This is a genomic window from Stenotrophomonas nitritireducens (genome assembly GCF_001700965.1).
GTDB classification, from domain to species: Bacteria; Pseudomonadota; Gammaproteobacteria; order Xanthomonadales; family Xanthomonadaceae; genus Stenotrophomonas; species Stenotrophomonas nitritireducens_A.
Map to the genome: position 1 here is coordinate 2338547 of NZ_CP016756.1, position 20654 is coordinate 2359200.

20 protein-coding genes are annotated in these 20654 nt (G+C 65.6%); 15 read left to right on the forward strand and 5 right to left on the reverse strand.

Features of this window, described 5'->3' with window-relative positions:
- The first annotated feature begins 8 nt into the window (after window positions 1–8).
- The 10 genes from BCV67_RS09855 to BCV67_RS09900 all read left to right on the forward strand — a co-directional run bounded on the left by BCV67_RS09855 (window position 9) and on the right by BCV67_RS09900 (window position 10947).
- Window positions 9–836 carry a 2-keto-4-pentenoate hydratase gene (locus BCV67_RS09855; RefSeq protein WP_062170797.1) on the forward strand — a complete coding sequence of 276 codons (828 nt, stop codon included), beginning with the start codon at window positions 9–11 and terminating at the stop codon, window positions 834–836.
- 37 nt (window positions 837–873) lie between these two features.
- Window positions 874–1878 carry a TRAP transporter substrate-binding protein gene (locus BCV67_RS09860; RefSeq protein WP_082746655.1) on the forward strand — a complete coding sequence of 335 codons (1005 nt, stop codon included), beginning with the start codon at window positions 874–876 and terminating at the stop codon, window positions 1876–1878.
- Between the two features lie 13 nt (window positions 1879–1891).
- On the forward strand, window positions 1892–2425 hold the full coding sequence (locus BCV67_RS09865) for a TRAP transporter small permease (RefSeq protein ID WP_062170793.1): 534 nt from the start codon (window positions 1892–1894) through the stop codon (window positions 2423–2425).
- Window positions 2426–2428: 3 nt separating this feature from the next.
- Window positions 2429–3712, forward strand: coding sequence for a TRAP transporter large permease (locus BCV67_RS09870; protein WP_057630408.1), 1284 nt, complete (start codon window positions 2429–2431; stop codon window positions 3710–3712).
- Between the two features lie 88 nt (window positions 3713–3800).
- Window positions 3801–5378: a family 43 glycosylhydrolase gene (locus BCV67_RS09875; RefSeq protein ID WP_062171960.1), complete on the forward strand. Its 1578-nt coding sequence runs from the start codon at window positions 3801–3803 to the stop codon at window positions 5376–5378.
- Window positions 5379–5393: 15 nt separating this feature from the next.
- Window positions 5394–6479, forward strand: a complete 1086-nt coding sequence (locus BCV67_RS09880) for a LacI family DNA-binding transcriptional regulator (protein WP_082746654.1) — start codon at window positions 5394–5396, stop codon at window positions 6477–6479.
- A 217-nt stretch (window positions 6480–6696) separates the two neighbouring features.
- The gene (kduD, locus tag BCV67_RS09885) at window positions 6697–7452 is read left to right on the forward strand and encodes a 2-dehydro-3-deoxy-D-gluconate 5-dehydrogenase KduD (RefSeq protein ID WP_062170791.1); all 756 of its coding nucleotides are present in this window, start codon (window positions 6697–6699) and stop codon (window positions 7450–7452) included.
- A 434-nt stretch (window positions 7453–7886) separates the two neighbouring features.
- On the forward strand, window positions 7887–8525 hold the full coding sequence (locus tag BCV67_RS09890) for an RpiB/LacA/LacB family sugar-phosphate isomerase (protein ID WP_057630411.1): 639 nt from the start codon (window positions 7887–7889) through the stop codon (window positions 8523–8525).
- A 277-nt stretch (window positions 8526–8802) separates the two neighbouring features.
- A complete protein-coding gene (locus BCV67_RS09895; protein WP_062170790.1) occupies window positions 8803–9999 on the forward strand; it encodes a GDSL-type esterase/lipase family protein in 1197 nt (398 codons plus the stop codon).
- A 231-nt stretch (window positions 10000–10230) separates the two neighbouring features.
- Window positions 10231–10947, forward strand: coding sequence for a hypothetical protein (locus BCV67_RS09900; protein ID WP_065868215.1), 717 nt, complete (start codon window positions 10231–10233; stop codon window positions 10945–10947).
- Between the two features lie 45 nt (window positions 10948–10992).
- Here BCV67_RS09900 and BCV67_RS09905 read toward each other — a convergent pair whose 3' ends face one another.
- Window positions 10993–11907, reverse strand: coding sequence for a LysR family transcriptional regulator (locus BCV67_RS09905; RefSeq protein ID WP_062170786.1), 915 nt, complete (start codon window positions 11905–11907; stop codon window positions 10993–10995).
- A 137-nt stretch (window positions 11908–12044) separates the two neighbouring features.
- Here BCV67_RS09905 and BCV67_RS09910 point away from each other — a divergent pair, with 137 nt between their 5' ends.
- The 5 genes from BCV67_RS09910 (at window position 12045) to BCV67_RS09930 (ending at window position 16498) form a co-directional block, all read left to right on the forward strand.
- A complete protein-coding gene (locus tag BCV67_RS09910; protein WP_062171957.1) occupies window positions 12045–12755 on the forward strand; it encodes a pirin family protein in 711 nt (236 codons plus the stop codon).
- 371 nt (window positions 12756–13126) lie between these two features.
- Window positions 13127–13507: a copper homeostasis periplasmic binding protein CopC gene (gene copC / locus BCV67_RS09915; protein WP_082746653.1), complete on the forward strand. Its 381-nt coding sequence runs from the start codon at window positions 13127–13129 to the stop codon at window positions 13505–13507.
- Window positions 13508–13516: 9 nt separating this feature from the next.
- Window positions 13517–14413, forward strand: coding sequence for a copper homeostasis membrane protein CopD (gene copD, locus BCV67_RS09920; RefSeq protein WP_231732412.1), 897 nt, complete (start codon window positions 13517–13519; stop codon window positions 14411–14413).
- A gap of 25 nt (window positions 14414–14438) precedes the next feature.
- Window positions 14439–15131: a heavy metal response regulator transcription factor gene (locus tag BCV67_RS09925; protein ID WP_062170782.1), complete on the forward strand. Its 693-nt coding sequence runs from the start codon at window positions 14439–14441 to the stop codon at window positions 15129–15131.
- On the forward strand, window positions 15131–16498 hold the full coding sequence (locus BCV67_RS09930) for a heavy metal sensor histidine kinase (protein WP_062170780.1): 1368 nt from the start codon (window positions 15131–15133) through the stop codon (window positions 16496–16498). Before BCV67_RS09925 ends, BCV67_RS09930 begins: the two co-directional genes overlap by 1 nt.
- A gap of 18 nt (window positions 16499–16516) precedes the next feature.
- Here BCV67_RS09930 and BCV67_RS09935 read toward each other — a convergent pair whose 3' ends face one another.
- From BCV67_RS09935 to BCV67_RS09950, 4 genes are read right to left on the reverse strand one after another with little or no spacing between them, the layout of a single operon-like run.
- On the reverse strand, window positions 16517–17173 hold the full coding sequence (locus BCV67_RS09935) for a DUF2894 domain-containing protein (protein WP_062170779.1): 657 nt from the start codon (window positions 17171–17173) through the stop codon (window positions 16517–16519).
- The gene (locus BCV67_RS09940; RefSeq protein WP_062170776.1) at window positions 17170–17820 is read right to left on the reverse strand and encodes an OmpA family protein; all 651 of its coding nucleotides are present in this window, start codon (window positions 17818–17820) and stop codon (window positions 17170–17172) included. Before BCV67_RS09940 ends, BCV67_RS09935 begins: the two co-directional genes overlap by 4 nt.
- 5 nt (window positions 17821–17825) lie before the next feature.
- Window positions 17826–19913 carry a DUF802 domain-containing protein gene (locus BCV67_RS09945; RefSeq protein WP_062171950.1) on the reverse strand — a complete coding sequence of 696 codons (2088 nt, stop codon included), beginning with the start codon at window positions 19911–19913 and terminating at the stop codon, window positions 17826–17828.
- Window positions 19914–19923: 10 nt separating this feature from the next.
- Complete coding sequence (locus BCV67_RS09950) at window positions 19924–20640, reverse strand: DUF3348 domain-containing protein (RefSeq protein ID WP_062170775.1); 717 nt, start codon at window positions 20638–20640, stop codon at window positions 19924–19926.
- Between the last annotated feature and the right edge of the window lie 14 nt (window positions 20641–20654).

Genomic DNA, 20654 nt, shown 5'->3' on the forward strand with positions numbered 1-20654 from the left:
AGACGCACTTGAGCAACGACCAAGGCAGCCAGCAGCAGGCAAGCGCCGCGCTGGACGAGATTGCCCGCACTTTTGTGGAAGCACGCCGCGACGGCCGTTCACTTCCGGATTTCCCGGGTGCAATCCCGGAGGACTTGGTCACTGCCTACCAGGTGCAGGACCTGGCCATCGGCCGTTGGGATGACAGCGTGGTCGGCTGGAAAGTGGGCTATATCGCTGCCGAGCGCCGCGACAACTCCGGTGATGACCGTCTGCTTGGGCCGATTTTCAAGCGTAATCTCTGGAATGCTACCGGTGGCATCGTGGAGATCCCGGTATTTGCGGCCGCCGGCGGCTTCGCCGCGGTAGAGGCCGAATACGTGCTGGAACTGCTGGCCGATGCACCGGCCGACAAGCTGGACTGGACCCCGGAAGAAGCTGAAGCGCTGCCGGCGCGGCTGTTCATCGGCGTGGAAGTGGCTAGCAGCCCGCTCAAGACCATCAACGTGCTGGGCCCGCGCGTGGTGGTGTCCGATTTTGGCAACAACAACGGCCTGGTGCTGGGTGGCGAAGTGCCGAACTGGACCCGCTGCGACGAGCCGGAGCTGCGCGCACAGACCGAGATCGACGGCGTGGTGGTCGGCACCGGTGGCGCCAGCACCCTGCCCGGCGGCCTGCGTGCAGCCTATGCCTTTGCGCTGTCGCGTTCGGCCAAGCGTGGCCGGCCGTTGAAGAAGGGCGAGCTGATCGCCACCGGCAACGCCACCGGCATCCACGACATCGCCGTGGGCCAGGTGGCATTGATTCGCTTCGCCGGTTACGGCGACATTTCCTGCAGGGCCGTGCCGGCCGGGTAATCCCGGCAGCCACGGTAGCAACGCGTTGGAGGGCGCTATGGTTACTCGAAGAGGCTTTCTCAAAACCGGCATGGGGGCATTTGCCGCACCGGCACTTGCCGCCTGCTCGGCAGGCAGCAAGGGTGTGGCCGGCGGCAGCCAGCTGCTGACCGCCACCGATGTACACGTGGCCGATTACCCGACCGTCACCGCGGTCAAGTGGATCGGCGAACAGCTGCGCCGCGAAACCGGCGGCCGCCTGGGCTTGAACCAGTTCCACTCCGGCCAGCTCGGCCGCGAGTCCGAGGCGATCGACATGGCCCGCTTCGGTGCCATCGACATCACCCGCGTTTATTCCGGTGCGCTCAACAATGCGTTTCCGCTGACCCGCGCGCTGTGCCTGCCGTATGTGTTCGACTCGGTCGCACATATGCGCCGCGCACTGGATGGCGGCGTTGCCGATGCGGTGTTGCAGGGCTTTGAAAGCCGCGATCTGGTCGGCCTGGCTGTCTATGACTCCGGCGCGCGCAGCTTCTACAACACCAAGCATCCGATTGTTGAGCCCAAGGACCTGCATGGCCTGAAGCTGCGCGTGGCCAGCTCGGACATCTTCCTGCAGCTGATGCGTCTGTTCGGTGCCAACCCCACGCCGATGTCGCTGGGCGACACGTTCTCCGGCATGGAGACGCACATGATCGACGGCGCCGAAAACAATATGCGCAGCTTCCATTCCAGCCGCCATTTCGAGGCAGCGCATTACTGGTCCGAGAGCCAGCATTCGTACGCGCCGGACATCCTGCTGATGTCGCGCCGCAGCCTGGACGCACTGAGCCCTTCCGATCGCCGCCTGGTGATCGAGCTGGCGCGGCAGTCGGTGCAGGTGATGCGCACCGCCTGGGACGCGTCCGAAGACAAGGCCCGCGAAGCGGTGCTGGCATCCGGGGTGAAGTCCAACGCAGTGGACATGCCGGCGTTCCGCGCCGCTGCCGAACCGTTGCTGCGTGACTACCTGCAGCAGGCCGATATCGCCGCGCTGCACCGTCGCATCCGCGACTTCGCCTGAGGGGGCCGTACCGATGTCCGATTCCAACGTACAACCGGCCCCGGCAGGCTTCCAGCGTGTGCTGGAAAAACTCGCCGACGTGGTCATCTACATCGCCGTCGCCGCCCTGCTCGGGCTGGTGGTGGTGCAGGGCTGGCAGGTCTTTGCCCGCTATGTGATCAACGATTCGCCGAGCTGGACCGAGCCGGTCACCCTGCTACTGCTGAGCACCACGATGAGCATGGGCGCGGCCGCGGGCGTGTATACCAATCGCCATTTCGGCTTCTTCCTGCTGGCCGAGCAGATGCATCCGCTGGTCAAGCGCGTCATCGATGCGCTGGTGCCGCTGATCGTCGCCACCATTGGCGGCTTTCTCGCCCGCTGGGGTTGGGTGCTGTGGCTGGATGGCCTGCACATCAAGACCGCCGGCGCCAACCTGCCGCAGAGCGTGAACTACCTGCCGCTGAGCATCGGTGGTGCGCTGATGGCGGTATTCGCGCTCAATCGCCTGCTGTTGTCGCTGCGTGCTGGCGCCGGCAACGCCGCCAACGCTGAAGGAGACCGCTGAGTCATGGGTATCGCAATTCTCTTTGCCGTGTTCGGCGTGCTGTTGCTGATCGGCGTGCCGGTGGCCTATGCCCTGGCAGCGGCCTCGCTGGCTACCTTGCTGTACCTGGATCTGCCCAGCATCGTGATGGTGCAGCAGATTTCCGCCGGCACCGGTTCGGCCTCGCTGATCGCCATCCCGCTTTTCATCTTCGCCGGTGAAATCATGATGCGCGGCGGTATTTCCGAGCGGTTGATCTCGCTGGCCTCGTCGCTGGTCGGGCGCATGCGGGGCGGCCTGGGCCAGGTCTCCATCCTGTCCTCGCTGTTCTTCGGCGGTGTGTCGGGTTCGGCCATCGCCGACGTCTCGGCGGTGGGCGGCACGATGATTCCGCAGATGGTCAAGCGCGGCTACGACCGGGATTTCGCGGTCAACGTCAGCATCACCGCCGCATTGGTGGCGCTGCTGGTGCCGCCTTCGCACAACCTGATTCTGTTCTCCGCCGCGGCCGGTGGTGGCCTGTCCATTGCCGATCTGTTTGCCGCAGGCATCATGCCGGCGCTGTTGATGACGGTGGTGCTGATGGTCACCGGCTACGTGGTTGCACGTCGCCGTGGCTACGGCGTGGAGGCTTTCCCGGGCTGGCGTGCGGTGCTGCTGCGGCTGGTTGCCGCCCTGCCCGGCCTGGGCCTGGTCGGCCTGATCTTCTTCGGTATCCGCGCCGGCATCTTCACCGCGGTGGAGTCGGCGGCCATCGCCGTGGTCTACGCGCTGCTGGTGACCACCGTGCTGTACCGCCAGCTGCGCATCAAGGAGTTCTTCGAAACCGTCATCCATGCGGCACGCAGCACCGGTGTGATCCTGTTCGTGATCGCCACCGCCGCGGTGTTTGGCTGGTTGCTGGCCTACCTGCAGGTGCCGGCAGCGGCAGTGGAGTTCCTGCAGTCGTTTGCGCACAGCAAGTACATGGTGCTGCTGATGATCGTGGTGATGCTGCTTTTGCTGGGCACCTTCATGGACCTGGCGCCGATGATCCTGATCTGCACGCCGATCTTCCTGCCGGTGGCCAAGGCCTATGGCATCGACCCGATCCACTTCGGCCTGGTGCTGGTGCTGACCGGTGGTCTTGGCCTGGTGACGCCACCGGTGGGCTCGGTGCTGTTCATCGGCACCGCCATCGGCAAGATCAGCGTGGGCGAAAGCATGAAGACCATCTGGCCGTTCTGGATGGCGGGGTTGGTGGTGTTGCTGATTGTGACCTTCTTCCCCGAACTGTCGTTGTGGCTGCCAGCCCTGCTGCGTAGCTGATGCACGCACGCTGCGGGCAGGCTCGCGCCTGCCCGCGGTTGTGCCTTGGCGTTGGCCTGTGCGCTGCGCCGTCAACCTGGAGATGACGATGAACGTGACCCGTACCCTGGCCGCGCTGGCCACGGCTTGCCTGCTTGCGGCCGCGCCGGCTTGGGCCGCCGCTGCACAGACCACCCCGAAGCGTGGCATCGAGCACCAGCGCATGGCTGACCTGGGCAATGGCAGCTTCCTCAACCCGGTGCTGGCCGGCGATCACCCGGACCCCTCGGTGCTCAAGGACGGTGACGATTACTACCTCACCCTGTCCTCGTTCGACGCCTACCCCGGCCTGCCGATCTGGCATTCGCGCGACCTGGTGAACTGGCAGCCGCTGGGCCATGCCATCACCACCAATGTCGGCGCGATCTGGGCACCGGACATCATCAAGCACGGCAGCCGCTACTACATCTATTTCCCGGCCCGTACCGGCGAGTCGCGCAGCAACTTCGTGGTCTGGGCCGATGACATCAAGGGGCCTTGGAGTGAGCCGATCGACATCGGCCTATCCGGCTACATCGACCCCGGCCACGCCGTCGGCGAAGACGGCAAGCGCTACCTGTTCCTGTCCGGCGGTGATTACGTACAGATCAGCGACGACGGCCTGAGCGTGGTCGGCAAGCCCAGGCACGTGTACGACGGCTGGCGTTACCCGGCAAGCTGGGACGTGGAGTCCTATGCCCAGGAAGGCCCGAAGATCAGCCAGCGCAATGGCTGGTATTACATGACCACCGCCGTGGGCGGCACCGCCGGCCCGCCGACCGGGCATATGGTCATCACCGCACGTTCGCGTTCGATCCACGGGCCGTGGGAAAACGCGCCGAACAACCCCATCACCCGCACCGTCGATCGCGCCGAGCCGTGGTGGTCACGCGGCCATGCCACCTTGATCGAAGGCACCGACGGGCGCGGCTGGATGATGTACCACGGCTATGAGAACGGCTACTGGACGCTGGGCCGGCAGATGCTGCTGGAGCCGATCGAGTGGACCGCCGATGGCTGGTTCGTGGCCAAGGGCGGCGATCTTGGTGCGCCGCTGGCCAAGCCTTCCGGTGAGGCCGTGCCGCATGGCATGGCGCTGTCCGATGACTTCAAGGGTGGCAAGCTTGGCCCGCAGTGGTCGTTCTTCAACCCGGCCCGCGACGAATACCAGCGGCTGTCCTTCGACCAGAACGGCATGACCCTGCAGGGTAAGGGTACGACCCCGCGCGACAGCTCACCGCTGACTGCCATTGCCGGCGACGTGGCCTATGAATTCGAAGTGGAGATGGACATCGAGCCGGGTGCGTTCGGCGGTGCCCTGCTGTTCTACAGCGACCGCCTGTATGCCGGCGTCGGCAGCAATGGCGAACAGTTCATCCTGCACCGCTATGGCGAGGAGCGCCCCACCCGGCCCCAGCCCAGCGCCACCGGCGGCAAGCTGTGGCTGCGGGTAACCAACAACCGCCATATCCTCACCATCCACAGTTCCAAGGACGGCAGCAGCTGGCAGAAGTATCCTGTTCAGATGGAAGTCTCCGGCTACCATCACAATGTGGCGGGGAAATTCCTTGCGCTGAAGCCGGCCATCTACGCTGGCGGCAACGGCAAGGTGCATTTCCGCCAGTTCCGCTACCGCGCATTGGATTGAGCGCGGCCCGATAGAATGAATGTATTGAACGGTTTCAAGGACATCCCCTTGCGCAAGAAAGCCGACGTCGCCGCCACGCCCCAGTCACTGGGGCGGCCCGCCACCATCAACGACATCGCGCGGTTGTCGGGTGTTTCCAAGAAAACCGTCTCGCGGATCATCAACAACTCGCCGCTGGTGCGCAAAGACACCCGTGACAAGGTCGAGGCGTTGATGCGCGAGGTCGGCTACACGCCCGATCCGCTGGCGCGTGGCCTGGCGTTCCGGCGCTCGTTCCTGATCGGCATGGTCTACGACAACCCCACCGCGCAATACGTGGTGGACATGCAGAACGGTGCACTGGACGCGTTGCGCGGCTCTACCTTCGAGCTGGTGGTGCACCCCTGCGACACCCGCAGCCCCGGCTATATCGAGGGCGTGAAGCGCTTCGTGCAGCAGCAGAAGCTGCACGGCGTGATCCTGGTGCCGCGTGCCTCCGAAGACCAGGCGCTGGCCGACATGCTGGATGAAATCGGCTGCCGCTTCACCCGCATCGCCGCGCTGCCGCTGGATGAAACCTCGCAGATGGTGATCACCCACGACCGTGACGGTGCGGCCGAGGCGGCCGACTACCTGCTGTCACTGGGCCACCGCGATATCGCCCTGATCACCGGCCCCACTGCCTACCGTTCGGCGCATGAACGCACCGCCGGTTTCATCGAGGCGCTGGAACGGCGTGGCATCGAGCTGCCGCCAGCACGCATCATCGAGGCCGGCTACACCTTCGAATCCGGTGTGGCCGCCGCCGAGAAGCTGCTGCTGGGCAAGCAGCGTCCGACCGCCATCTTCACTGGTAACGATGAGATGGCCGCCGGCGTCTACAAGGTCGCCATGCGCGCCGGCATCAGCATTCCGCGCGAGTTGTCGGTGGTCGGTTACGACGACAGCCCGTTGGCCTCGCGGCTGTGGCCATCGTTGACGTCGGTGCGCCGCAATACCCGTGACACCGGGCGTACAGCGGCCGCGATGCTGATCCAGCCCGAAGGCAAGAACGCCATGCCGATGGCCAGCGTACGCCCGCATCTGATCGTGCGCGATTCCTGCCAGCCACCGCAGGACTGAGCACCCCAAGTTTTTGTTTTGCAAGGGAAACTACTTATCTTGCAGTGCAAAATGACACCGGTTTCCATAATTGGCTAGAATCGTCTGGCAGGCCCGCCGAATGCACCAGCGGGCCACTGGACAGATGCGCTGACCGGGTTTACCCCGGAGCCATCGCCCCGCTACGGCGCCCGCCGCCGCCAGCACCATCGAACTACCGCTCTGGGAGAGGAACAGCATGACGAATCCATTCAGTCTCGAAGGCAAGGTCGCCCTGGTAACCGGTGCCAATACCGGCCTGGGCCAGGGCATCGCGCTGGCGCTGTCCGCCGCCGGTGCCGATATTGCCGGCGCCGGCATCGTCCCGGCCGACGAGACCGCCGACAAGGTGCGCGCGCTGGGCCGCCGCTTCCTCAACATCGAAGCCAACCTGATCAGCATCGAGCCGGTTGAGCGCGTGGTTGCCGAAACCATCGCCGGCCTGGGCCGGCTTGACATCCTGGTCAACAACGCCGGCCTGATCCGCCGCGCCGATGCCGTGGATTTCAGCGAGAAGGATTGGGACGACGTGATGAACGTCAACATCAAGTCCGCCTTCTTCATGAGCCAGGCGGCCGGCAAGCATTTCATCGCTCAGGGCAGCGGCAAGATCATCAACATCGCCTCGATGCTGTCCTTCCAGGGCGGCGTGCGGGTGCCTTCGTATACCGCGTCCAAGAGTGGCATTGCCGGCATCACCCGCCTGCTGGCCAATGAATGGGCAGGCAAGGGCGTGACCATCAACGCCATCGCGCCGGGTTACATGGCCACCGACAACACCGCGCAGCTGCGTGCCGACGAAGACCGCAACAAGGCGATCCTGGACCGCATCCCGGCAGGCCGCTGGGGCAAGCCGGAAGACCTGGGCGGCACCGCGGTATTCCTGGCATCCAGCGCCTCGGATTACGTCAACGGCGCGATCATTCCGGTGGATGGTGGTTGGTTGGCGCGTTGATGGTTGAAGGTGGTGGGTGGAGGCTTTTAGAGCAATGAAGAAGCGAAAGCTTAAGGGCTGGAAAGCGTAGAGCGCCCTCACCCCTACCCCTCTCCCGCATGCGGGAGAGGGGACAGCAACAGACAAGGCAGGAGCTGAAGCAACGTCAGAAGCTAAGGCCAAAGCCAAAGCCAAAGCCAAAGCCAAAGCCAAGGCCAAGGCCAAGGCCAAGGCCAAGGCCAAGGCCAAAGCAACGGCAACGGCAAGAGCTAAAACAACGGCCTAAGCAACGGCTAAAGCAATAGCGAGCGGCAGCAGCCAAGTTGCAGCCGCGAGCAGCACAGATTTCCCTTCTCCCGCTTGCGGGAGAAGGTGCCCCGAAGGGGCGGATGAGGGGAGCTTTAGCTTCCACCCCATCACCAACACCGTTTCCCCCTATAAATGAGAGTCACGCAATGAAAATCGCATTGATGCAGGAGTTCAGCCAGGCCGCCAAGAACCCGGTGGTGCTGGAACAGCTCAACACCGTCGCTGCCGCACAGGGCCACGACGTGTACAACGTCGGCATGGACGGTGACAACGATCACCGCCTGACCTACATCCACCTGGGCATCTGCGCCGCACTGCTGCTCAATGCCAAGGCCGTGGATTTCGTGGTGGCCGGTTGCGGCACCGGGCAGGGCGCGATGATGTCGCTCAACGCATGGCCGGGCGTGTACTGCGGCTACTGCATCGAGCCGACCGACGCCTTCCTGTTCGCCCAGGTCAACAGCGGCAACGCGCTGGCACTGCCGTTCGCCAAGGGCTTCGGCTGGGGCGCGGAAATCAACATCCGCTACATCTTCGAGAAGGCATTTGCTGGTGAGCGCGGCCAGGGTTACCCGGCCGAGCGCAAGGAATCGCAGATGGCCAACGCCGGCATCCTGGCACAGGTGAAGCAGGGCGCTTCGAAGGACTTCGTCGAAGGCCTGAAGTCCATCGACCAGGAACTGGTGAAGCAGGCCGTCGGTGGCGAGCGCTTCCAGAAGGCATTCTTCGACAACGCGCAGGACCAGAACATCGTCGCCTACGTGAAGAGCGTGCTGGGCAAGTAAGCCCTGGTGTGCAGCAGCGCCCTCGCGGGCAGACAAGGGCGCCTGCGGGCGCCTTTGTTGTTTGTGGATTCTGGTGCTCTATCAGCGCTCCTTGGAAAACGTATCCAGCCCTTCTCCCCTTGCGGGAGAAGGTGCCCGTAGGGCGGAAGAGGGGAGGCGTGCGAAGCACGCTTGCTTCTCGGTGCTGGCAGACAGAAAAGCAGCGATCTTCGATCGCGTCCCCTCTCCCCAACCCCTCTCCCGCAAGGGGAGAGGGGCTTCAGAGCAGAAGCAACGCATGAAATTTTACGCACTGTCGCTCGTCGTCCTTTGCGTCTCCGCATTTTCAGCCCAGGCCCAAGCCCAATCCAACGAACCCACCCACCGCATCTTCATAGCCGCAGACTCCACGGCAGCCAGCTACGGCCCCGAGCGCGCTCCACAAGCCGGCTGGGGCCAGGCGCTGCAAAGCTGGCTGGATGAAGGCCAATGGCAGGTACGCAACCATGCCGTTGGTGGCCGCAGCACCCGCAGCTTCATCAATGAAGGGCGGCTGGTTGCAATCGAAAAGGAGCTGCAAGCAGGCGATGTACTGCTGATCCAGTTCGGCCACAACGATGCCAAGCGCGAAGACCCAACGCGCTACACCGATCCAGACAGCGACTACCCACAATTCCTCTCGCGTTACATCGCTGCTGCACGCGGAAAGGGCGCAACACCGATCCTGATCACCCCGGTTGCGCGGCTGCTCTACGACTTCGGTGCGCTGCTGGATACACATGGCCGCTACACGCAGGCAATGAAGCAGGTGGCGAAAGCGCAGAACGTGCAGCTGATCGATCTCAACGCCAGCTCGATGGCGTGGATACGCGCGCTGGGGGAGCAGGGCGCCAAGCCTTACTTCATGTTCGTCCCCGAACAGAACAAGGCCGATGGCACGCACTTCAGCGTCGCAGGTGCAACTGCGGTTGCCTGCCAGGTGATGCGTGGCTGGGTCGAGATCGCACCGCAGATGAAAGCAACACTGAAGCGCGATATCGACTGCGGTGCGATCAGCGCAGGGCAGGGCGTTGCAGCCTCCACACCAAGTGCCGCGGCACCGGCAGTTGCGGCTTCAACGCAGGCTGCAGGCAACCCGCACGGCTCGCAGGTGATCCGCGAGCAGGACATCGGCCGCGCGCAATCCGGCCCACATGGCGGCGCCGGACCGACCACGGCGTACTCGTTCTTCGCCGACGTAAGCGATCTGCCCTTCGTGATGCGCAAGCGTGTACTGCACAAGGGCGCCGGCATCGGCCTGCATCCGCAGCACAAGGATGAGATCTACTACATCGTCAGTGGACGCGGCCTTTATGTGCTGGATGGAACGCAGTACGAAGTAGGGCCAGGACATGCGCTGCTCACGCGCAGTGGCAGCCACCACGCCCTGCAGCAGAGCGGCGACGAGGACTTGGTGGTGATGCTGGCCTATCCAACCGCAGCAGCGCGCAACTAGGCATGCGGCCTGCAGGCCGCGCCCGGGCAGGCGCGGCCGGGCAAAGTTGACAGTGCGCGCCTGCGCCCTCAATGTGCCGCGCAATGGGGCTTGAAGTCTGTGATGGGTGGCCGGGGAGGCCATGCCGATCTCAGCTGCAGGGAGTGATGCCTGGGTGCCATGTGCGGCCCGGCCCGCTGCACCTCCGCGGTTGGCAGTAGGGACACCATTGGTCACTTCAAAGGAATGCAGATGAGCAAGCTCAAGGCGATCGTTTTCCCGATGTTGCTGTTGGGTGTGGTCGGCGCCGCGCAGGCGCAGGCGTTCCCGTCCTGGAAGGCCTATCGGGCACAGCAGCAGGCCGCGCAGGCGGCATCCAGCAACGCAGATGGCAAGGCAGCTGTGGCTGGCCAAGCCGGCCAGCAGACCTCGCAGCCGGCCTATCCGGCCTCGGCACCCTACAGGGCACCGGCCAGGCGGCCGGCGCCGGAGAACGGTGCGGTCTTCGTGGGCGTGCAGGCTGGTCGGGGCAAGATCTACGAGGAGGTCGACCAACGCGCGATCATCGCCAATGCCGGCTACCGCTGGCAGGCGGGGGACTACTCGCAGGTCGGTATCGAAGTGGGTGCCGGTCGGCTGGATGACACCAGCTGGCGCGATATCCATATTCCACGCGTGAGGTTCAACAACATCGGTGCCAATGCCCGCTTCAACTTTGGCGACAGCCGCTGGTTCGGCGTTGCACGGCTGGGCTACTGGCGCGCGAAAACCGAAGACCTGTGGGGCGACAACGTCACCATCGACGGTTTCTACAGCGGCCTCGGCGTGGGTGTGGATGTCAACCGTCATTTCAACCTGCAGTTGATGTACACCACTTACGCCTACTCCTCGCAGTACTACTACGACGACTACGAGTACGACATCAATCGCGCCGATACGCTCACCTTCGGTGCGGAAGTCCGCTTCTGATCCCTGCGGGCTTGTGGCCATTGATGGCCGAAAGCCCGCACGAAGTTATGCGCTGGCCCACGGCTCCTGCTCCAGCCGCTGCGCCAGGTAGTCGATCAAGGCCTGCACCCGTGCAGGCCGGTGCAGGCCGGGCGGGGTGATGATGCTCAGCGCCAACGGCTCCACCTTCCAGTCGTCCATCGCGGTCTGCAGGCGGCCATCGCGCAGTTGCTCCCAGACCAGGAACTCCGGCTGCAGGGCCAGGCCCAGCCCCGCCTGCAGGGCGGCATCGAATACTTCGGCATTGTTGGCCTGCAGCTGGCGCGGCACGGTCTGCGCGAACTCGCCATGCCGCGGGTGGCGGAAGCGCCAGGTGTTGCCGCTGCGGGTGTAGCTGTACTGGAAGCCGCGATGCTGGGCCAGATCACGCGGATGCGTGGGCCGACCGTGCGCTTCAAAGTAAGCAGGGGAAGCCACCAGCAGAATCCGCACCTGGCATAGCTGGCGCGCACGCAGGCTGGAATCGGCCAGGGTGGAAATGCGCAATGCCACGTCGAAGCGTTCGGCCACCAGGTCGACCATCTGGTCGCTGAGCTGGATATCCAGCTCCACGTCCGGGTGGGCCTGCATGAAGGCCGGCAGCAACGGTGCCAGCCGCGATACGCCAAACGACATCGGTGCCGCCAGCCGGATCAGGCCACGCAACGCGGCCGAACGGTCTGCTACTTCGGCTTCCACCGCCTCGCCTTCGTCGAGGATGCGTGCGGCCCGCTGCAAGGCGGCCTCACCGGCGGCGGTCAGCGACATGCGCCGCGAGGTGCGGTGGAACAGGCTGGTGCCGATGCGTGTCTCCAGCCGGGTGATGGCCTTGGATACGGTGGCCTGTGACAGCTGCAGTTCCTCGGCGGCGCGGGCGAACGAGCCGGCTTCGGCGACCTTGGCGAAGATGGCCCAGGCTTCCAGATCGGGCAGGCGGTTCATGGTGGCGGCTCGCAGGGCAGGGTGGTCCAATCATGTCATAAATGGAAAGAATGACTTTCCATACTTTCTATTCTCGACATCGGCATGCAGGCCTAGACTGGCCCCATCGAATCACCACCCGCTTGCAGGAGAACGCCATGATTGAACGTCGCCCATTTGCCAACCTTGGTGGAGCCAATCACGGTTGGCTGGATGCCAAGCACCATTTCTCGTTTGCCGAGTACCAGGACAACAAGCGCATGAACTGGGGCGCGATGCGGGTCTGGAATGACGACACCATCCAGCCCGGCACCGGCTTCCCGCCGCATCCGCATGCGGAGATGGAGATCATCACCTACGTGCGCGAAGGCGCCATCAGCCACAAGGACGACCAGGGCAACCAGGGCCGTACCGAAGCCGGCGATGTGCAGGTGATGAGTGCCGGCACCGGCATCCGCCACGCCGAATACAATCTGGAGCCGGGCGTCACCCGCATCTTCCAGATCTGGATCTTTCCGGACCAGCGCGGTGGCAAGCCGTCGTGGGGCACCAAGCCCTTCCCGAAGGGCGAGCGCTCGGGCCGCTTCATCACCCTGGCCAGTGGCATGCAGGGTGACGACGAGGCACTGCCCATCCGTGCCAACGCCCGCGTCCTGGGCGCCACGCTGAAGGCCGGTGAAAGTACCGAGTACCACTTCAGCGATGGCAACCGTTACGGCTACCTGGTGCCCAACACTGGCAAGGTCGAGGTCAACGGCGTGCAGCTGGAAGCCCGTGATGGCGCCGCCATCAATGGCGAGAGCAGCATCCGCGTCACCGCGCTGGAAGATGCCGAGCTGGTGCTGGTGGATACCGCCGCGCTGCAGTAAGCCGCATCCGGCGCAGGCGTGCAGTGCTGGTCGAGTCGAGCAGCACTGCAGCGTGCGGCAGCATTTTTTGTGGGAGCGGCGTGAGCCGCGAAGCAGGTACATCAGCAGATGCCCCGGATGCCAAGGGCTTCGGCAAATGACAGCTTCGCGGCTGACGCCGCTCCCACAAAAGCAATGCAGCAACCCAGCCGGGGCTGTTGGTGGATAACTTGAACAACCCTCAGCGGCTAGGCTTTCAGGGATGCTGCGCTTGCCCGGGCGATGCTGATGATGCGGTTCTGCCGCGGTTTCTGACAGTTTCGTAATCTGCAGGTCAGCTCGATGACAGCTGGGCGCGCCTAGCCTGAGCACCTCTCCTGCCGGTGCCTGCCATGTCATTGCCTCGTCGTTTTTCTCTCCCTGCTGCCGCGTTGCTGCTCGCCGGCCTGCTGATGTCCGCAACAGCGATGGCGCACCCGCGCGTGGTGCAGTCCAATCCCGCAGCCAACGCAGCGGTGGCCGCGCCGGCGCAGATCGATGTGACCTTCAGCGAAGCGCTGCTGGCACGTGGTTCCTGTGCCGAGCTGTTCATGGGCCACGGTCGCCTGTGGATGAAGGTAGCAGTGGCGCCCTCGCAGGTGCTTGCCGATGGCCGCACCCTGCGCACGGTGCCCAACGCGCCACTGGCGCCGGGCAACTACCGCCTGCAGTGGCGCACGGTGGGGGCGGACAGCCACCCGATGACCGGTGAACTCGATTTCAGCGTCAAATAAGCGGGCCGGATGATGTCCGACGCCTTTGTCTACGCGCTGCGCTTTGCACTGTATGCGGACCTGATGCTGCTGTTCGGGGTGCCGGCGTTCGTGCGCAGCCAACGCTTGGCGCTGCCGGGCTGGCGCAGCTGGGGCCTGCTGCTGGCCGGGGCAGGGCTGGCGATGGTGCTGCTGGATGCGCTGCTGCGTGTCTCCACGCTGCTTGATGTGGCACCGGATGGGCTGGGCGTGGATGACCTGGCCTGGTTCATCGGCGCCACCACCGCAGGCCATGCCGCGCTGGCCCGCGCTGCGGTGCTGGCGCTGCTGCTGCTCCTGCTGCTGCCGCGTCGCCAGCACCCACGGCAGCTGCTGCCGCAGACAGCGTTGGCCGCCATCGCGCTGGGCAGCCTTGCATGGAACGGCCATGCCGGCGCCGGTGAGTACCTGCAGGGTTGGCCACGGCTGATCTCGGGCATCGTCCACCTGCTCGCCGCCGGCGCCTGGCTGGGCGCCATCGCCGCGCTGCTGGGTCTGCTCCGGCGCAGCCAGCAACGGCCGCAGGGCGAACGTGCGGCGGCCTTGCTGGCGGGACTGCGCGGTTTCGCGCTGCCGGGCACGGTCATCGTCGCGTTGTTGGCCCTTACCGGTGGCATCAGCTACATCGACCTGGGCGGCAGCATCACCCGACTGACCGATACCGCGCACGGCCGCTGGTTGTTGTTCAAGCTGCTGCTGGTGGGCGGCATGCTGCTGCTGGCCGCGCTGCATCGCTGGCGGCTGGTACCGGCGTTGGCAGCGGCCCTGCAGGCAGGGGTCAGCCAGCCATTGCGTGCATTGCGCCGCAGTCTGTCGCTCGAACTGCTGCTGGCGCTGCTGGTGCTGGCATGTGTCGCCGTACTGGGTACGCTTGACCCATCAGCCTGAGCCATCGTCTCTTCGAGGACCGCCAATGAAGTTGTTGATCGTCGAGGACGAACCCAAGACCGGCAGTTATCTGCGCCAGGGCCTGGAGGAAGCCGGCTACGTGGTGGACCTGGTGGCCGATGGCGTGGACGGGCTGCACCTGGCCGCCAGTGGCGACTACCAGCTGCTGATCCTGGACGTGATGCTGCCAGGCATGGACGGCTGGAGCGTACTGGCGCGCCTGCGTGAGGCAGGCAATCCGCTGCCGGTACTGTTCCTGACCGCGCGCAGCAGCATCCCCGACCGCGTACAAGGCCTGGAACTGGGTGCCGACGACTACCTGGTCAAGCCATTTGCCTTCGTCGAGCTGCTGGCGCGGGTACGCACCCTGCTGCGTCGTGGCCAGCTGCAGCCGCAGGCGGAACGCATCGTCATCGCCGACCTGGTGGTGGATACCCTGCGCCGCCGTGTAGAGCGCGGCGAGCGTCGCATTCCGCTCAGCCAGAAGGAATATGCCCTGCTCGAACTGCTGGCGCGGCGGCGCGGTGAAGTGCTGCCTCGTTCGCTGATCGCATCGCAGGTGTGGGACATGAACTTCGACAGCGACACCAATGTCATCGATGTCGCGGTACGCCGGCTGCGGGCCAAGATCGACGATGACTTCGCGCAGAAGCTCATCGTCACCGTGCGTGGCATGGGCTATGTACTGGAAGCGCCTTCGGCCGGTGACGGAGCGTGATGCGGCGCCGCTCGCTGGTCTGGCGGCTGACCGCGCTGCTGGCGACCGTGAGTGTGCTGGTGATGGCGGTGCTGGGCATCGCCATCGATCAGGCGGTGCGGCACAACTTCAACGCACTGGACCGCGCCGAGCTCGAGAACAAGGCGGCGTTGATCCGCGATATGGCTGCCACGGTCGCGCCACAGGAGCTTGCCCAACGCCTGGGCGAAGCGCTGGGTCATCACCCCGACATCGCGTTCTGGATCGGCGATGCCGACGGCAATGTGTTGTTCTCCACCGCGCCCGCGGCGCTGCTGGCTTACGCGCAGGACCACCCACCCACGGCGCCGCTGCGGCACCAGGCTTGGCGCCTGCCGGATGGCGACCGCTACAGCGTGCTGCACCTGCAGCCGGCCGCATCGCAGGGCCGTGCGTTGACCCTGTTGCTGGCCATCGATGGCGCCCGCCACGCGGCATTCCTGCGCGGTTTCCACCAGTTGCTTGCAGCCTGCATCGTGCTGGCCGCAGCGGCCAGCAGCCTGCTCGGCGGCTATGTGGTGCGGCGTACGCTGCGGCCGCTGCAAGGCCTCGCCGATGAAGCCAGGCAGATCACCACCGAGCACCTGGACCGGCGTCTGTCGGTAGGTGCCGCACCGGCCGAGCTCGACCATCTGGCGCAGACCCTTAACAACATGCTGGCGCGCCTGCAGAACGATTTCGTGCGCCTGTCCGAGTTCTCCGCCGACCTCAGTCATGAGCTGCGCACGCCGATCACCAACCTGCTCACCCAGGTGCATGTGGTGCTGGCGCAGCCGCGCGACAACGCGGCCTATCGCGACGCACTGGGCTCCTGCGCCGAGGAGATGCAGCGGCTGTCGCGGATTGTTGCCGACATGCTGTACCTGGCCCAGGCCGAAACGGTGGACGCACTGCCTACCCGCGAGCAGGTGCCACTGGGCAGCCTGGTTGATGCCTTGCTGGAGTTCTACGGTCTGTTGGCCGAGGACAAGCAGGTGCAGCTGCAACGCGACGGCGACGGCGTGGTGCAGGGCAATCGCCTGATGCTCCATCGCGCGGTCGCCAACCTGCTGTCCAATGCAATCCAGCATTGTCCGCCCGGCGGCCTGGTGCAGATCCGCATCCGCAGCGATGCGGCGTTGTGCAGCATCGCGGTCGGCAATCCCGGCCCGCCGATACCTGCGGAGGTACTGCCGCGCCTGTTTGACCGCTTCTACCGTGCGGATCGCTCACGCGGGCGCGGCCATGGCGAGGGAGCAGGGCTGGGCCTGGCGATTACCCGCGCCATTGCCCAGGCGCATGGGGGGCAGGTGCAGGTGGCGTCCACGGCGCAGGGCACGACGTTCAGCCTGCTGCTGCCATTGCGCTGATCCGCATGCGCTAGCCCGCTACGGCTTCCTGCGCTTGCTGCTGGTGCGCGCGGGCTTGCGGCCGGCGGCGGTGCGCGCGCTGTTGCCTTGTGATCCACCTGCGCCCAGTTGTTCCATCCACGTCAGCACGTCCACGTAGGCGATGAAGTGCTGCAGGTACTCCGGCGAGATCTCCTGCATCAGCGCCATCGCGCGGTAGGTGAGCACGCTGGAGTGCAAAGGGCCGGCATCTTCGGGCAGCGAATCCAGGCACTGCCGCAGCAGGCTGTCGATGCGGATGCGGCTCCATAGCTGCTGGAATTCATCCAACGCCGGCATCAGCGCAGACTCGTTGCTGTCTGCACTGTCGGCGGCACCGGCGGCGGTGTTGGAGGTGGCCAATGGCAGTTGGTACTGCAATGGATCGGCCGTCAGCTGCAGCAGCAGTGACTGCAGCGGGCTTTCGGCAGCGTCTGCGGCAACGCGCTTCGGGGTTTGCACGCTTGCGAGCTGCGCATAAGCCGCGATCAGCTGCGACAGGCGCGCATCCAACTGCGCACGCGCGCTGCCGGTATAGCCTTGCGCACGTTGCGCCAGTGACGCGATCAGTTCGAAGCGTGCCGGATCGACACGATCGGCGCCGCTGTCACGCCACGCCTGCAACTGTGCCAGCGCTGCCGGATCAGCGGACGTCATTGCGCGGCATCGTCCTTGCCGTCCTGCTTGGGACGCGGAATCGGCGCGATCTCGACGCGGCGATTCTTTGCCCGGCCCGCTTCGTCATCGTTGCTGCTGACCGGTTGCTCGGCACCAAAGGCTGCGGCGAACACCGACTGCGAGGGCACGCCGTCGGCAATCAGCGTGCGGGTAACGGTGAGTGCACGTGCGGCCGACAACTCCAGGTTGTCGGCAAAGCGCCCATGGACCACGCGCACCGGCTGGTTGTCGGTGAAGCCGCTGACCATCAGGATCTCTTCGCGCGTGCCCAGGTATTCACGCAGCGGCGCGGCCAGGCTCTGCAGCAGTTCGCGGCCTTCCGGCTGCAGCTGGTCGGAGTTGAGCGCGAACAACACGCTGCCGCTGATGCCGATGCGGCCATTGATCACCGTCACCCGGCCGGCGGCCAGCGGTGCGGCCAATGCCTGTTCCAGCGTCTTGAGCTTGGCGGTCTGTTCCTGGCGCTGCTTGACCTCTTCATCCAGGCGGTTGTGCAGCAGCAGCTGGATGCCGATCACACTGGCCAGTATCAGCACGAAGGCACCGAGCAGTACCGACATCAGGTCGCCGAACGCGGCCCATGTAGTGGCGCTGGATTCGGCGTCGAATTCGATTTCGTCGCTCATCGCGCTCAGGCTCCGGCGTTGTCGCGGGCGACGGCCAGCTGCTGCAGTTCGCCGATGATCTGCTTCTGCGAGAGCATGCTCAGGTCCACCACTTCGCGTGCTTGGGCGACGTAGTAGGCCAGCTGCTCATCGCTGCGGGTCAGCGACTTGTCCAGCGCGCTTTCAATCAATTGCAGGCGTTCGTTCAAGGCTTCGGTGGACTGGCCAAACAGCTGCACGGCGCTGCCGAAAGCATCGCCGAGGCTGGCCAGTTCCACCGCGCTGGCGGTGACATTGGCGGCGGCGTGGTCGAGCCTGCTGGTTTCGCCTTCGAGCTGGGTGCTGAAGCGGCTGCCGACGCGTTCGAGCAGATCGGCCGAGGTGCTGACCAGCGCGTCGATGGCGCTGCGCTGTTCGGTCGATGCATGGGTTACCGCGCCGAGCAGGGTCTCCAGCGTGGACAGCAGGTGGCTGCGTTCTTCCAGCATGGCGGTGTCGCGGACCATGCTGTCGGAGAGCTTCTGGCGCAGCTCGGCCACCACTTCGGCGGCGGCGCGCGGTGCTTCCGAGGCGCTCTGCACCAGTCGCGAGATCTCGGCGATGGTGTCGCGGGCCTGCGCCCGCTGCTGCTCGCTCATGGTCTGCGTGGTCTGCGCCAGGCTGTCGCAGATCTGCTGCTGGCGTTGCGCGACCGCTTCGCCATTGCGCTGCCAGCTGCTGTCCAGCGTGTCGACCATCGCCGACAAACGCTGCGACCACAGCTCAAGACGCTGTTCGTCGCGCGCCGCCAGCGCGGTCTGCAACTGCTCATGCGATTGCTGCAGCGTGCCGAGCAGCGACTGTGCGTGCTGTTCGAGTGCGGACGACGCGCCCAGCAGCGCCTGCTCATTGCGCTGCGCCAGTTCTCCGTGCGCGCTGTGCTGCTGCGCCAGGGCATCGCGCCAGGCGTCGGCGGTGCGGCTGACATTGTCTTCCATGCGCGCGGCGACGCCGTCGACCAGGGCGTTGCTGCGTTGTTCGAAGTTGCTGCTGAACTGGGCCAGAGCCTGCTGCAGCTGTTCAGTCAGTGCGCTGTTGCTGCGCTGCTGTTGCTCAAGCGCGGTGTTCCAGCTGCTGCCCGCGGTTGCGGCGGCGCTTTGCACGGCGGCGTTGATGCCGTCGAGCTGCTTCTGCACGGCATTGTCGATGCTGGCGTGCAGGGCGTTGGATCTGTCTGCCAGGCCGGCCATCGTTGCATCCACCACCGGTTGCAGCGCGGCACCCACGGCATTGGCCTGCTGGCTGATACCGGCCTGCATCGCTTGCTGCAGCGACGCTGCCAGCTGCGTGTAGGCCGCTTCGGTGCGCTGGTGGAATTCCTGCTGGCTGGCCTGCAGGCGTTCGTTGTTGGCCTGGTGCTGCTGTTCCAGGCTGCCCATCATGGCCTGCAGGCGCTCGACCAGGGTCGGCATCAGCGCGTTCTGTTCCTGCAGCAGGCGGAAGGTTTCACCGCGCTGGAAGCGCTGCGAATGCACGCGCAGTTGGCTGGCGATGCCGGCATCCAGTTCCTGCACGGTCTGCGCGCGCTCGCGGCGCAGCAGGGCCGACAACAGGCCCAGCGCGGCGGAGCTGGCCACGCCGGCGATCGAGGTGCCGAAGGCGAAGCCCAGGCCCTTGACCGGCGCTGCCAGCGAGCTGCGGATGGCGTCCAGGTCGGTGGCGCTTTCCAGCGCCAGGCCGGTGCCGCGCAGGGTCGCCATCATGCCGAGCAGGGTGCCGAGCATGCCCAACAGCACCAGCAGGCCGACCAGATAGGGGGTGAGCGCAGGTGCGGGCAGGCCGACCCGTTCGCCCTGTACACGCAGCCGCACCGGATTGCGCAGGCCCGCCGGCAGGCGGCCAAGCCAGCCATCAAGGTTGTCCGCCGCCTCGCCGATCGACGGCAGGGCCTGCTGCAGGCCGGCAGTGGCCTGGCGGTAGCGGAACAGTTCGGCCGCACCGGCCAGATAGCAGGCGGCGATGACCGCGGCGATGACCGCGGCAAGCGGATGGGTGCCGGCATAGCCCACGCCGATCCAGCACACGGCCAGCAGGCCGACAAGGAAGACAACGACAGCAACGAGGTTTCTGGACATGAGGTACGGATTACCGGGTGCGTAGCGCTGCGAGCAGGCCATTGATGGGGTGGAAGCGGACATCCAGTTCGGCCAGCAGCGCGATGCGCAGGTCTTGCCGGAACGTGGCCAGCCAAGGGCCGGTGGGTGCCGCCGGGGGTTCCGATGCCGGGGCATCGACGGGGTCGTGCGCGGCTGTGTCATACAGCCGTTGGTAGTGCAGGCCGAGCAGCACCGGCACATGGGAGAGCAGGGTGTGTTCGCGCGGGCTGAGGGTGGCTTCCATCACCGCGTCGACTTCGGCCAGGCGCGCCTTGGCGGCGGATTGGCGGGCCAGCATGTCACGCAGACGGCCGCGCAGGCGGCCGCTGGCAGTCTGCATGGCGCGCTGCTGGTTCAGGTAGTGCTGGCGGTACGGGGCGAAGCCGGGCGGGAGCTCGGCGTCGGCAGGCGCGGCGTTGCGCGGCGGGGCGAGCTCGATGTCGGCCTGGATGGCGTCAATCAGCTTGGCATGCACCCGCGCGCATTCAGCATCCTGCGCATCGTCGTATTCGGGGCCCGGCTCGGGCGCCGGCGGCGGGTTGTCCAGCGCCTTGGACAGGGTGATGGCGCGGTTCCAGTCGAACCACTGCGCCAGCCGCTCCGGCACCGCAGGCGCCGCAGGGGAGGTTCCCTCCTCATTGAAACGGGCCAGCAGGCGAATGAACGCCGGGCCCAGAACGGCCGCCCGTTGGGATGCTTTCGCCATGGTCCTGACTAAAA